The organism is Enterobacter sp. QK-SA4 (assembly GCF_056856775.1).
This window is the reverse complement of record NZ_JBXFXH010000007.1, coordinates 227,355-240,275: the sequence shown is the minus strand read 5'-3', so window position 1 is coordinate 240,275 and position 12,921 is coordinate 227,355. Positions and strand designations below refer to the sequence as shown.

Genomic DNA, 12,921 nt, shown 5'->3' with positions numbered 1-12,921 from the left:
TGCCCTCACCCCGGCCTCTCCCACAGGGAGAGGGAAAAGAGATCAGCGAATCACCTCATAAATGGCAGCCTGAATGGACTGCCATTTTTTCGTGGTGGCATCCGGCTGCGACTGCGCGCGGCGTGTGGCCATGTCGAGATCGTGCTGCTGGCGTTTCACCACGGCAGGCACGGTGCAGAAAGCTTTGAGATACTCTTTACGAACCGAGGTCAGAGACTCGCCGTTCGACATGGCGTGGCTGAGCGTGTTGATGAAGCGACGGCACGGCTTCTCTTCCACCATGTTCTGCCGATAGCGTAACATCAGCTCCAGCACATCGTCATAGCCTGCCGACATCGCCTCTTCGGTCCAGGAGAGCTTCCAGTCCATGCCGCCCTGCAAAAACAGCAGGGTCACGCGGGTATCGTTGCGGTTAATGGCCGAGCGGAAATTATTCTCGTCCCAGGTGACCCCCATGCGCGTGAGCGTTTCGCGCGAAGAAGGCGTCTCGCGCATTTCCTGCGGAGAAGCCGCTTCAGCCGCGCTGGCGGTTGCAGGCTGCGGTTTGCTGCTGGTCACCAGCCAGAAGCCCCCCGCCACGATAGCAATCACCATGACGCCAACCGCCCCCCATAGCGCACCGGAAATGAGCTGCTCGCGTTGTTCGGGGGTACGCGGCGCGCGCTGGGTCGGCTTTTCAATGGTGTCACGGACTTCAAACAGATCCCCACCGGTGACCCGATCCATTTTCTGCGCCTTTTCCCAGAAGGTATGCAATTCGCTGGCATCTACCGCCATGAATCCGGCCGGATTGACGCGCGTTCTCCCCTCTTCAAACGCGCGCTGAACGGGCCGCGCGATCTGCGCATAGTAGTTATCCAGCAGCTGGATTTGCGCCGAGCTTAACGTTTTTTGAACGGTGATGCTGTTGCGGATTTGCCGAATGTCATCAAGGAAGGTTTGCAGCGTTTTGCGCGGTTCAACCAGCAGCGTCAGCATGGAAGGGTCGCTGAACAGCGAAGCGTAATAGCGGCTGAACTCTTTTTTATCCACCAGCATCTGCGCCAGTTCGCTGAACATCATGCCGCTGAGGACATCATTGATCTCGCCAAGCTTCAGCCAGCGCCGCACGCGGTCAGCGTTAAACAGGGTCTTAAGATGGTTGTTCAGCCGCACCTGATCGGGCCAGGCCTGCTGGATGAGCCCTTTAATCATCAGCTCAATCGCGCGTACCTGCTTGTGCGCCTGCTGCTGCTGGAGTTCGCTTCCCGGTGCCAGGTCAGTGCTGTAGGTCAACAGCGGCTGCTGCAGGCGAAGATGTTCCAGAGCGGTCACAAACCGCATCGCCGCAATAAGCTGGTTTTCACTCACATCCTGTCCGCTTTCATACTGCGGAACGCGCTGCTGCAGCAGGCGAAGCTGGAGCGTAAATTCCGACATCTCGGCATCATTCAGGTTGAGTTTTTTCGCAACGGCTCCCCAGCCGCCCAGAGCTAATCGCGCGCTGTCGAGTTGTTCCAGGAACCAGCGTGGATCTTTGCCCTCAGAAGCATGTACATTCAGAAGGAGTAAAATTTCCACCGACGCATGGCGAATGACCGCCAGACAGTGTTCAAACTGTTCGCGAATATGATGTGATGTGCTGAGAGTCATTGTTTTCCTTAAGCGACAACGAAGACATCCGGAATGGGCACGAAACGCCCTTTATTCTTTTTATTTATACGCGGTTAACCATACCTGACTTTCTGTTGAAATAAAGTGACAACCCTAAAATGATTTAAAATGTTTCAGGAGAATCTGAATGCCGGTTTTAATTACCTCTCGTCTGACCTGTTCGCCCCTTCAGGAACAAGACTGGCCCTTTTTTCTGGCGCTACAGCAGCACCCGGACGTAATGCGCTTTGTGGCGGAAGACCGTCCCGTCGCGGCGATCCGCGAGGCGTTTGATTCGCGCCTGGCCCCATGGGCACCGGGCAGCGCGCACTGGCTTTGTCTCGTCGTACGTGACACCGCCTCACAGGCCCCGCTGGGCGTTACCGGGTATATTCATCGGGAGGAGGACTGCGCAGAAGTGGGCTTCCTTTTCGCACCCGAGGCGCAGGGGAAAGGTTACGGCTTTGAATCCCTGAAAGTGCTTTGCGATTACGCTTTTCATCAGGGCGGTATACGGCGACTCACCGCCACCGTCACCGCGGGAAATGTTGCGTCAAGACGCCTGCTGGAAAAAGCCCGCTTTCGCCTGGAAGGTGAATTACGCGAAAGCTATTACCTTGCGGGGCGCTGGCAAAATGACTGGCTATTTGGTTTATTACAGCAGGAATACCTGAATAATAATTCCTGACCAACCGCTTTTTAGCAGATATTTCCCGGACGTCGTTTCCTCTTTAATGTCACTATTAAGAGGAAACGAATATCAAACGTCATTCGCTGAAAATATTCTCAGCGGCCGCTGCGTTAATAAAAAAACATCCGGGTCTTTCTCTGGAGAAATATCGTGATGAAAATGGGTTATCGGCTATGGCTGCCTGCGTTCTTTATCACTGTCAGTATGCAGACACATCCATACTAAGGGTTTCCTTAAGGGGCTCCTTCCCCCTAAGCCCGTGTATCACAGGAACATACCGCCTGATACTTCAATACGTTGCGCATTCATCCAGCCCAGCTTATCGCTGAGCAGTGCCGCAATGGCATCGCCAATATCGTCCGGCAGCCCCACCCGTCCCAGCGCCGTCTGCGAGGCCAGAAGCTGATTCAGCTCCGCGTTGTCGCGCACGCGTCCGCCGCCAAAGTCAGTTTCTATCGCGCCCGGCGCAATGATATTGACGGAAATTCCGCGCGCGCCCAGCTCTTTCGCCTGATAACGCGTCAGCACTTCCATCGCCCCTTTCATGGCCGCGTAGGTCCCTGAGCCCGGCTGGGTAAAACGGGCCAGCCCGCTGGAGACGTTGAGGATACGACCCCCGTCGTTAAGCAGCGGCAGCAGGCGCTGGGTCAGGAAGAAAGGTCCTTTGAAATGAATGTTCAGCGCTTCATCAAACTGAGCCTCCGTCGTGTCGGCATAGGGCGCGTATAAACCCGTTCCGGCATTGTTCAATAAATAGTCAAAGGTTTCGCGCTGCCAGACGGTCTTAAGGGTTTCCTGAAGCTGTCGGGCAAAATGATCAAAACTCGTGATATCACCGACGTTGAGCTGTAATGCCGCTGCGTTGACGCCTTTTTGCTGAATTTCATTCACAACATCCAGCGCTTCCTGCTGGCTACGGTTGTATGTCAGGACAATTCCCGTGCCGTCTGCCGCCAGCTTTAACGCAGCGTTTTTGCCCAGACCACGGCTACCACCCGTCACTAATGCGATACGTTCACTCATCATAAACCTCGTTTTGGCTGTTAAGGAGATTGAGAAAGAGCTTATTAGGTGATAGAAAATCAATAAAGATGGGTTAAAACGCTTCACTGTTTCACCAGAAACAACAATGAGCTTCCTCTATGGATAAAATTCACGCAATGCAGCTGTTCGTCCGCGTCGCGGAACTGGAAAGTTTTTCCCGCGCGGCCGAAACATTAACCCTGCCGAAAGGCAGCGTCTCGCGGCAAATTCAGGCCCTGGAAAACCGGCTTGGCACCCAGCTATTGCACCGCACCACGCGCCGCGTCAGCCTGACGCAGGACGGCATGGTCTATTACGAACGGGCAAAAGATCTGCTGGCAAACCTTGATGAACTCGACGGTATGTTTCAGCACGATCCCTCCAGCATCAGCGGTCGGCTCCGCGTGGATATGCCCGTCGGCGTTGCTCGAAATTTAGTCATCCCCAAACTGCCTGCTTTTCTGCAGCACTATCCGGGCATTGAACTCGAGCTCAGCAGCAGCGATCGTCTGGTGGATGTGATCCGCGAAGGGTTTGATTGCGTGGTGCGCGTCGGCACTTTGAAGGATTCAGGGCTGATTGCCCGTCCGCTGGGCAAGCTGTCGGTGATTAACTGCGCCAGCCCGGACTATCTGGCGCGATTTGGCTATCCGGAAACCCTGGACGATTTAGGCTCGCACGCCGTGATCCACTACGCCGCGATGCTGGGAACCCGCCCGCAGGGCTTTGAGTTTTATAACGGCAGTGCGGCGCAGTGGATAAAAACGGGCGGGGTGTTAACCGTCAACAGCACGGAAACTTACCAGGCTGCCTGTCTCGCCGGGCTGGGCATTATTCAGGTTCCGCGGGTTGGGGTGCGCGATTTACTGCGCGCGAAGAAACTGATTGAGATCCTCCCGCAATACCGGGCCGAAGCGATGCCCGTCTCCCTGATTTACCCTCACCGCCGCAACCTCTCCCGCCGGGTCCATCTGTTCATGGAGTGGCTTACCGAACTCACAAAAGCTTACGTGGACTAGCCGCAAGCTATAATTCAAAAACACATCCAGCTCAACGAAAAGGAAAATGCGCGTGACGCCGGAAAACAACCCGCAACGACCCACCCAACATTTAGAGTATGAGCCCGTCAAAAAGATGGAAACCGGGCCCGAAGAGGCCAAAACGCCAGGCACCGCCAGCAAAGCGCTGGGGACCGTCACCGGCATCGCCGCGAGAATTCAGCAGTTTCCCATGGTTGCGCATCTGATACGCGCGACCGAGCGCTTTAATGACCGCATGGGGAACCAGTTTGGTGCCGCCATCACCTATTTTTCCTTCCTGTCGATGATCCCAATCCTGATGGTGTCGTTTGCGGCAGCCGGTTTTGTGCTCGCGTCGCACCCGACGCTACTGCAGGATATCTTCAATAAAATCCTGAATAACGTCAGTGACCCGACCCTTGCCAGCACCCTCAAGAGCACCATCAATACCGCCGTTCAGCAGCGTACCACCGTGGGTATCGTCGGTTTGCTGATTGCGCTTTACTCCGGCGTTAACTGGATGGGCAACCTGCGCGAGGCCATCCGCGCCCAGTCGCGCGACGTCTGGGAGCGTAAGCCGCAGGACGAGGAGAAAATCTGGGTGAAGTATCTCCGCGATTTTGTTTCGCTGATTGGCCTGCTCGTCGCGCTGATCGTGACGCTTTCCATTACCTCCGTGGCGGGCTCGGCGCAGCAGATGATCATCTCCGCGCTCTACCTTGATTACATCGAATGGCTGAAGCCCGCCTGGCGCGGCATTGGGCTGGCCATTTCCATCTTTGCCAACTACCTGCTGTTCTTCTGGATCTTCTGGCGCTTGCCCCGCCATCGTCCGCGCAAGAAGGCGCTGATTCGCGGCACGTTGATTGCGGCGATCGGCTTTGAGGTGATCAAAATCGTGATGACCTACACGCTGCCGTCGCTGGTGAAATCCCCTTCTGGCGCGGCGTTTGGCTCGGTGCTGGGACTGATGGCCTTCTTCTACTTTTTCGCTCGCCTGACCCTGTTCTGCGCGGCATGGATTGCCACCGCCGAGTACAAAGGCGACACGCGAATGCCCGGTAAAACGCACCGCTAGCCCCGCTCTCGGGCTGAAATTTCAGCCCGATTCATCATTTCAGCATATAAATCCAGTCCGTAACTTTTATTTAACCGAAAACCAGTTTAATTGACTAATATTTAAAATCTGTGAAGCATTTCATAGACGTGTTTTCGCTGGCCTGAAAATTATCCGCTTTTTGTTGCTTTTATCACCAGCGCGCGGCTTTGTTACAGATTGAAATGTCGCTTTTGCTGTGCGTAATATGGCCTTTCGTTCGACAAAAATAAGAAAATATTATGCAAGCAACAGCCACCACACTCGACTCAGGAACGGAAAACGTTCCGGTAAACTCGCGCAATAAAGTTGTCGTCGCCTCGCTGATTGGCACCGCCATTGAGTTCTTCGACTTTTATATTTATGCCACCGCCGCGGTCATCGTCTTCCCGCATATTTTCTTCCCGCAGGGCGATCCGACGGCGGCCACGCTGCAGTCTCTGGCGACCTTTGCCATCGCGTTTGTTGCGCGTCCGATTGGCTCTGCGCTGTTTGGACACTTTGGCGATCGCATTGGCCGAAAAGTCACCCTGGTGGCCTCGCTGCTGACGATGGGCATCTCCACCGTAGCCATCGGTCTGCTGCCGACCTATGAAACCATCGGCATTCTGGCGCCGGTCCTGCTGGCGCTGGCGCGTTTCGGTCAGGGTCTGGGGCTGGGCGGTGAATGGGGCGGCGCGGCGCTGCTGGCCACCGAGAACGCCCCGGCGCGCAAGCGCGCGCTGTACGGTTCATTCCCGCAGCTGGGCGCGCCGATTGGCTTCTTCTTTGCCAACGGGACGTTCCTGCTGCTCTCGTGGCTGCTGACGGATGAACAGTTCATGAGCTGGGGCTGGCGTCTCCCGTTTATCTTCTCAGCCGTGCTGGTGCTGATTGGCCTGTATGTGCGTGTTTCGCTGCATGAGACTCCTGTTTTTGCGAAAGTGGCCGCGGCGAACAAGCAGGTGAAAGTGCCGCTGGGTACGCTGCTGACCAAACACGTCCGCGTGACCGTACTGGGCACGTTCATCATGCTGGCAACCTATACGCTGTTCTACATTATGACCGTCTATTCCATGACGTTCAGTACCGCCGCCGCGCCGGTTGGCCTGGGGCTGCCGCGTAACGAAGTGCTGTGGATGCTGATGATGGCGGTGATCGGGTTTGGCGTGATGGTTCCGATTGCGGGTCTGCTTGCGGATAAATTCGGTCGTCGTGCAAGCATGATTACGATCACCACGCTCATCATGCTGTTTGCTCTGTTCGTCTTTCCGCCGCTGCTGGGTTCAGGTAGCCCGGCGCTGGTGATGGCCTATCTGCTGATTGGCCTGAGCCTGATGGGGCTGACCTTCGGCCCGATGGGCGCGCTGCTGCCTGAGCTGTTCCCGACGGAAGTGCGTTATACCGGTGCGTCGTTCTCCTACAACGTTGCCTCTATTCTGGGCGCGTCCGTTGCGCCGTATATCGCCACCTGGCTGCAGGCGAACTATGGTCTGTTCTATGTGGGCGTCTATCTGGCGGCCATGGCGGCGCTGACGCTGATTGCGCTGCTGCTGACGCACGAGACGAAGCACCAGGCTCTGTAATTCACTGCGGCCTGATGCCCTCACCCCGCCCCTCTCCCACAGGGAGAGGGAGGAAGTCCCGTAGGACGGGTAAGCGCAGCGCCACCCGGCAAAAACGGGTCGCACTTTACTTCTTCATCTGCGACAAAATAGTCCGGCACTGATTCGCTTCGCCCTCAGACGGCGAAATCAACGCCAGCAGCGCTGCGGCCGGGGTGACCAGCGTCGCCAGGGCCGCAGCCACCGCACCGCGCGCAATCAGCGGTCCGGGCTTCACGCCCGCCTGCGGGTTTTTGAAGGTTCCGCGCACGTAAAGCGGCGAGCGCAGGGTGATGATGCGGATCCCCTTACTTTCCGGGTCAATCGTCAGATCAAGCTGCTCCGAGGCCATGCTGGCGGTCCCGGTCACGTTAATCACCGCGTTTTCCGTGTCGAAGGCAAATATCTGCGGACGCGCCACGCCGTTAACCAGATCCAGATTGGCCGCCGCGCAGTTTACCCGCACCTCGTCATCACCGAAGATTTGCCCGATGACGTAGTTACCGACGTTCAGCCCCAGGATCTCCATCAGGTTTCGGCTCACCAGCCCGTCGTTCATCAGCAGCTTCAGGTTACCATTGCCGCTGCCCAGCAGCGCCGCCACCGAGTTCCCCACGCCGCGAATGTCGGCATCACCGTTCATTTCACCGAGGGTTTTCTGCATCAGTTCTACGTTCTGCATCAGCTCTTTCAGCTTCAATCGACGCGCCTGGATCTCCGCTCTTCCCTGCATCGGCTTTTTATCACCTTCCAGATGAATATTCGAGGAAATCGTCCCGCCCGCCATGCCAAATTTCAGCGGCTGCAGGCGCAGATCGGCGTTTTTGAGGAGGATATGGGTCGAAAGATTGCTGATCGGCAGCGTACTGCCATGTTCAATTTTTCCGCCTTTGAAGCGCACATCCGCATCCATCACGTCCCATTTGTCGGTTTCGAAGCGATCGTATGGCAGCACTTTGCCGGCAGGCTGAACATCCTTTTTGACCTCTTTCGACTTGGTCCCTTTACCCGAGTCCACGCCAATTAGCGGGCCCAGGTCGGCCAGCCGCAGCTGACGGGACTCAACATCCCCTTCCAGTTTCGGGCGCGGTTTTCCGGTGGTGTAGGTCAGCGTGCCGTGAATATCACTGTCGCCGATGCGGCCGTTGAAATCCCGGTAGTCAAAAACGGACGATTTTTCGGTGTCGATTTTGGCAACCAGATGCCCGTCCGTTTCGAACGGCGGGGTATCCGGCAGCAGCACGCCGGTCAGTTCATACAGCTCGCCCAGCGAATCGCCGGCAAATTTAAGCTGAAGGTCGACGCCGCCCATATTCATCGGATCGTTGACCGTGCCAACGAACGCCACGCGGGTGTTACCGGAACGGAAGTCCGCCTGAACCGGGAACGGCGTGCCTTCGCTCCGCAGCGCCAGCATGCCGCCAATTTTCCCTTTACCGCTGAGAGGCCGATCGTTGTAGCGTCCTTTTGCCGTCAGGCCGAAGACATAGTCACCCACGCTTGCCGCGTCGCCTTTTGCTTTCGTGCCCGTGACCTCGCTAAACGGTAGCGGTTTGCCCAGCGGATCGACGAGGATCTCCACATCCGCCTTGCTGACCTTATCGTCGATGGCGATCCGTCCGCGATCGAAAAGAATATTGTCGAGACGGAATGACCAGGAGGAAGGCTGGGCATTCGGATCTTTTTCGCTGTCGCTGGCAAGGTTAAACGTCCAGTTATTGTTTTTTTCTGAAAGTCGGATCAGACGCGCATCGGGCTGCTGAAGTTTGATCCACGGCAGATAGACCGTTTTGGTGAGGAGCGCCAGCGGAGCCAGCGTGGCTTCAACGCGCGGCAGGTGGATCATGGTGACGTCCGGGATATCCGGCGGGTTGCCGAGAATGATGTCGTCGGCATGGACGTGTGGCCAGGGGATCCAGCTGCGCCAGCCGGGCTCCTCTTTCTGACGCTCCCACACCACCCCTAAATCACCGCGTATGGCGAAGGGGCGGTTCAGTTCGGTTGAGACTTTCTGGTTGATGGTCGGCTTGAGACGGTTCCAGTCAAACGTCGCAATAATGATGGCGACGACCACGATCAACAACAAGAAAATCCCTGCTGTCCAGGAGATTACCCTGGTTGTTCTCGTCATTTTTATCCCCTTTCCTGATGACCTGTCCTGTAAAACTATAGTCCAGACAAAGGGAAGCGGGCTTATCAGAGGGTCGTTATAACGCTATCGAGGCGATCCATGGGGACCGGGCGGGAGAGATAATAGCCTTGCGCCGCCGCTGCGGGGGAGTTTTGCACATCACGCCACTCTTCCAGTGTTTCCACACCTTCAACAATCACGCCCTGGCAATAGCGGTTCATCAGCTGTAATAACAGCGTAAACAGATTCCGCCCTTCCGGGGTTTGACGCAGCATAATGAACAGGTCGCGGGCCACTTTGATGTAGTCGTAGCGCACTTCACTCAGGGCGGAGAAGTTCGCCATGCCGGTGCCAAAGTCATCCAGCCACAGCGGGCCGTATTCGCATATCGACGCAAACGAGGAATCCTGCGGCAGGCGGACATGCTCCACCAGCTCAAAGCGCATCCACGGCAGGGTGGCGATCAGCTCCTGCAATTTTGCGTTCTGACGCAGCGCCAGCAGGGTTGGACCATCGACGTTTACTGAGGCGAGGATATCGTGCTGTTCGAAAAAAGGTTGCTTCGTCGCCAGCATACGAAGCTGCTCTTCCAGCACGTCCAGACGCTGGCGAACGGCAACTTCGGCAAAATAGCGATCCGGCGCGATGCGCTGAGTAGGGTTTGAGGGATGCGTAACGACGGTCAAAATTTCAATTGCCATCAGTCGACCATCTGTTCGGTAGATCGGCTGATAGGTGTACGCACGCTCACATTGCAGCCAGTAGCGATGCTCCTGCAAGTTCTCAATACTTGCCTCAGGCGTAGTGCTCAGCCGCTGGATAACCTGCTCTGACTTCATTTCAGATGTCCTGTTGTTGGGATAGCCTTTCTGGACTCGTCACAGGATTATCGGCGCGACAATTGAGAACTTTATGTTCAATTCACCGGGAAAATGAAATTAAGATGACAGAAATGCGCGGGAACACGCGCTGGCTCAAATAAAATAATGGAACGTTGTTTTAATATAGTTGACCGGTTAATTCACTCAGCGCACACTGCTGATAATTCTTCTGTTCAGGTTCACGACTATGTCCAAAAAAATTGCCGTGATTGGCGAATGCATGATTGAGCTGTCACAAAAAGGCGCGGAAGTCAGCCGCGGATTTGGTGGCGATACGTTAAACACGTCCGTTTATATTGCCCGTCAGGTTGCACCTGAGGCGCTTACCGTGAACTACGTGACCGCCCTGGGCACGGACAGCTTCAGCCAGCAAATGCTGGAGGCCTGGCAGAGTGAACATGTTGAAACGTCGCTGATTCAGCGTATGGAGAACCGCCTCCCTGGGCTTTATTACATCGAAACCGACAGCACCGGCGAACGCACGTTTTATTACTGGCGTAACGAAGCCGCGGCCAAATTCTGGCTGGAGAGCGACGCGGCAGCGGCCATCTGCGAAGAGCTCGCGACCTTTGACTACCTCTATCTGAGCGGCATTAGCCTGGCGATCCTGAGCCCTACCAGCCGTGAAAAGCTGCTCTCGCTGCTGCGAGAATGCCGTGCAAACGGCGGCAAGGTTATTTTCGATAACAACTACCGCCCGCGCCTGTGGGCCAGCCGCGAAGAGACGCAGCAGGTCTATCAGCAGATGCTGCAGTGCACCGACATCGCCTTCCTCACGCTCGACGATGAAGACGCCCTGTGGGGTGAGAAACCGGTAGAGGAGGTGATTGCACGCACGCAGGCGGCAGGCGTGAGCGAAGTGGTGATTAAGCGCGGGGCGGATTCATGCCTGGTCGCGGTGGCGGGCGAAGCGCTGGTTGACGTGCCGGCGGTGAAGCTTGCCAAAGAGAAAGTGATTGATACCACGGCGGCCGGTGATTCATTCAGCGCGGGCTATCTGGCAGTAAGGCTGACGGGTGGAACGCCGGAAGCGGCGGCACAGCGTGGTCACCTGACGGCCAGCACGGTGATTCAGTATCGCGGGGCGATTATTCCGCGCGAGGCGATGCCTGTTTAAGTCAGGTGCGGGCTGATGCCCTCACACTAACCCTCTCCCACAGGGAGAGGGAATGTTTAAGCATTACTGCCCCTGCGGAATATCCGTCGCGTCCGGATGTAAATCATCGGACGTGGCGGCCTGCGCTGGCTGCGGCGCGGTAGCCATAATGGAATCCCAGGTTTTCTGAAGTTCCTTCATGTCATATTCCGGCTCGCCCTTCGGCTGCAGGAGGATCAACGCCATCTCCTGCGACAGCTGCTGACGGAGGTCCTGATTGAGCATATCGACGGTCAGACCGTTCAGGAAGTCCTGACGCAGTTTCTGGTACTGTTCCGGCGCAATGTCCACCACCTGGTTCTGCAGAGAGCGAATACGCTGGCTGATCAGAATGTCGGTATCGGCGCGAGCGTAGGTCGCAAACAGCTTCTGCAGCTCGAGTTTTTTCTGCGCCACGAGAGCGTTGAATTCCTCTTCGGAAAGCCCCTCTTTACGCACTTTTGCCAGTTCTTTTGCGACCACGCCCAGATTGGCATTCAGCTTATCGCCCGGCGACTCAACGTTGATGGCGCACTGCGCACGCTGGAACAGCACGCGGCAGTCAAAGCCAAGACCGATATTCTTCACGTTGTTCTTGCTCAGCGTCTGCTGAACGTGCCAGAACAGCGCTTCACGCGCCAGATCGGCACGCCAGTAGCGCAGCATCGCCGCGGACTCGCGGATGGGCTGCCAGGCGTTATCCCACATGACGGAGAGGCGATCCTGACGCACGGCGTCCGTCATAATGCTGACAGGCTCTGCACGCAGCGGAGAGAGCGTCGGAACAGGGGCTGGTGTTTCACGCTTGCCTTTCAAATCACCAAATGCTTTGTTGATCTGCTCCACCACCGCGCGGCTGTCCACGTTACCGACCACGATCAGCGTCATCGCATCCGGGGTGTACCACTTCTGGTAGAACGATTTTACCTGTTCGGCGTCTACCGGCTGTTTCAGCGGTTCGGCCGGGTCATGTCCCAGTAACGTTGAGCCTTTCAGGCGGTAACGCCACCAGCCCTCTTTGGTATCTCCAGGCCAGGTCGCCACCATATCGCTGTTGCTCAGCGCATAGTTGACGGTGTCCGGCGTAATCGCCAGATTGCCAGAGGCATCGGAGAGATACGTAAGTGCTTCTTTTAGCAGATCGTTACGGTTATTAGGCAGGCTCAGGTTAAACATGGTGTAGTCATACGAGACCACCGCCGGAGGGAGCGGGCGTTTCGGATCGATGGCCTGCTGCCAAAGCGAACGCACCTGAACCGCTTGCAGGCTGCCGCTCTGCGTGAGCGCCAGCCGGGGAATAAAATGGCTAAAACCGGTTTGCTGAGTGCTTTCCGCGAGGGAACCGGTATTAATGGACAGACGGATTTCTACACGGTCACTGGGACGTTGCGGAGTGGCTAAAACCTGCCACTGAAAACCGTTCGCTAATGTCCCTTGTTGCCAGGCCGGGTCTGGCTGGAGCGCATCTGCCTGCACATAACTGGCTGCTGCCATCATCAGCAAACCGCCGGTTAAGAGTCGAATTTTTGTGCCCTGCATGTGAACCCCTGATCAACATTCCTGGTTAAAAAAGAGTGTTTCGCGACGCGCTTCACTCTTAAAGATGACGATGAAAACACGTCGATTAGACCGCGCGTTCGGCAAAACGTCACGGTCAGAAGTGAAATATACCCAAAAAAAATCTTGTCGAATTATGACAGGTACGAACAGTTATTATGCGCAGGAGCCCG

10 protein-coding genes and 1 pseudogene are annotated in these 12,921 nt (G+C 56.3%); 6 read left to right on the top strand and 5 right to left on the bottom strand.

Annotated elements, in window-relative coordinates; translation table 11 throughout:
• Window positions 1–42: 42 nt before the first annotated feature.
• Window positions 43–1,632, bottom strand: coding sequence for an STY4199 family HEPN domain-containing protein (locus tag AC1VYI_RS02610; RefSeq protein WP_134867047.1), 1,590 nt, complete (start codon window positions 1,630–1,632; stop codon window positions 43–45).
• A gap of 148 nt (window positions 1,633–1,780) precedes the next feature.
• Here AC1VYI_RS02610 and AC1VYI_RS02605 point away from each other — a divergent pair, with 148 nt between their 5' ends.
• Window positions 1,781–2,320 carry a GNAT family N-acetyltransferase gene (locus AC1VYI_RS02605; protein ID WP_023309578.1) on the top strand — a complete coding sequence of 180 codons (540 nt, stop codon included), beginning with the start codon at window positions 1,781–1,783 and terminating at the stop codon, window positions 2,318–2,320.
• 71 nt (window positions 2,321–2,391) lie between these two features.
• Window positions 2,392–2,490 (top strand): annotated as a pseudogene (locus tag AC1VYI_RS02600) (lysozyme); the annotation flags it as partial.
• A gap of 97 nt (window positions 2,491–2,587) precedes the next feature.
• Here the strand turns inward: AC1VYI_RS02600 and AC1VYI_RS02595 are convergent.
• Entirely contained in the window at window positions 2,588–3,346 is a 759-nt protein-coding gene (locus AC1VYI_RS02595; RefSeq protein WP_134867411.1) for an SDR family NAD(P)-dependent oxidoreductase, read from the bottom strand.
• A gap of 119 nt (window positions 3,347–3,465) precedes the next feature.
• Between AC1VYI_RS02595 and AC1VYI_RS02590 the strand changes: the two genes are divergently transcribed.
• The 3 genes from AC1VYI_RS02590 to AC1VYI_RS02580 all read left to right on the top strand — a co-directional run bounded on the left by AC1VYI_RS02590 (window position 3,466) and on the right by AC1VYI_RS02580 (window position 7,026).
• Window positions 3,466–4,365, top strand: a complete 900-nt coding sequence (locus AC1VYI_RS02590) for a LysR family transcriptional regulator (protein ID WP_226484413.1) — start codon at window positions 3,466–3,468, stop codon at window positions 4,363–4,365.
• 52 nt (window positions 4,366–4,417) lie between these two features.
• Window positions 4,418–5,443: an inner membrane protein YhjD gene (gene yhjD / locus AC1VYI_RS02585; RefSeq protein ID WP_109846200.1), complete on the top strand. Its 1,026-nt coding sequence runs from the start codon at window positions 4,418–4,420 to the stop codon at window positions 5,441–5,443.
• A gap of 260 nt (window positions 5,444–5,703) precedes the next feature.
• Window positions 5,704–7,026: an MFS transporter gene (locus AC1VYI_RS02580; RefSeq protein ID WP_045404756.1), complete on the top strand. Its 1,323-nt coding sequence runs from the start codon at window positions 5,704–5,706 to the stop codon at window positions 7,024–7,026.
• Between the two features lie 106 nt (window positions 7,027–7,132).
• Here AC1VYI_RS02580 and AC1VYI_RS02575 read toward each other — a convergent pair whose 3' ends face one another.
• Both AC1VYI_RS02575 and pdeH read right to left on the bottom strand, forming a co-directional pair.
• Window positions 7,133–9,175, bottom strand: a complete 2,043-nt coding sequence (locus tag AC1VYI_RS02575) for an AsmA family protein (RefSeq protein ID WP_226484415.1) — start codon at window positions 9,173–9,175, stop codon at window positions 7,133–7,135.
• A 65-nt stretch (window positions 9,176–9,240) separates the two neighbouring features.
• Window positions 9,241–10,014 carry a cyclic-guanylate-specific phosphodiesterase gene (gene pdeH / locus AC1VYI_RS02570; RefSeq protein WP_023309584.1) on the bottom strand — a complete coding sequence of 258 codons (774 nt, stop codon included), beginning with the start codon at window positions 10,012–10,014 and terminating at the stop codon, window positions 9,241–9,243.
• 229 nt (window positions 10,015–10,243) lie between these two features.
• Here pdeH and kdgK point away from each other — a divergent pair, with 229 nt between their 5' ends.
• Window positions 10,244–11,173 carry a 2-dehydro-3-deoxygluconokinase gene (gene kdgK / locus AC1VYI_RS02565; protein ID WP_134867046.1) on the top strand — a complete coding sequence of 310 codons (930 nt, stop codon included), beginning with the start codon at window positions 10,244–10,246 and terminating at the stop codon, window positions 11,171–11,173.
• A 63-nt stretch (window positions 11,174–11,236) separates the two neighbouring features.
• On the opposite strand, the gene AC1VYI_RS02560 is transcribed toward kdgK, so the two are convergent.
• On the bottom strand, window positions 11,237–12,730 hold the full coding sequence (locus AC1VYI_RS02560; protein ID WP_134867045.1) for a M16 family metallopeptidase: 1,494 nt from the start codon (window positions 12,728–12,730) through the stop codon (window positions 11,237–11,239).
• Between the last annotated feature and the right edge of the window lie 191 nt (window positions 12,731–12,921).

Bases quoted from the DNA above. Each gene is read 5' to 3' on its own strand.
- AC1VYI_RS02590 (WP_226484413.1), top strand. From the start codon at position 3,466: ATGGATAAAATTCACGCAATGCAGCTGTTCGTCCGCGTCGCGGAACTG.
- AC1VYI_RS02580 (WP_045404756.1), top strand. From the start codon at position 5,704: ATGCAAGCAACAGCCACCACACTCGACTCAGGAACGGAAAACGTTCCG.
- pdeH (WP_023309584.1), bottom strand. From the start codon at position 10,014: ATGAAGTCAGAGCAGGTTATCCAGCGGCTGAGCACTACGCCTGAGGCA.
- AC1VYI_RS02575 (WP_226484415.1), bottom strand. From the start codon at position 9,175: ATGACGAGAACAACCAGGGTAATCTCCTGGACAGCAGGGATTTTCTTG.
- AC1VYI_RS02610 (WP_134867047.1), bottom strand. From the start codon at position 1,632: ATGACTCTCAGCACATCACATCATATTCGCGAACAGTTTGAACACTGT.
- AC1VYI_RS02605 (WP_023309578.1), top strand. From the start codon at position 1,781: ATGCCGGTTTTAATTACCTCTCGTCTGACCTGTTCGCCCCTTCAGGAA.
- kdgK (WP_134867046.1), top strand. From the start codon at position 10,244: ATGTCCAAAAAAATTGCCGTGATTGGCGAATGCATGATTGAGCTGTCA.
- AC1VYI_RS02560 (WP_134867045.1), bottom strand. From the start codon at position 12,730: ATGCAGGGCACAAAAATTCGACTCTTAACCGGCGGTTTGCTGATGATG.
- AC1VYI_RS02595 (WP_134867411.1), bottom strand. From the start codon at position 3,346: ATGAGTGAACGTATCGCATTAGTGACGGGTGGTAGCCGTGGTCTGGGC.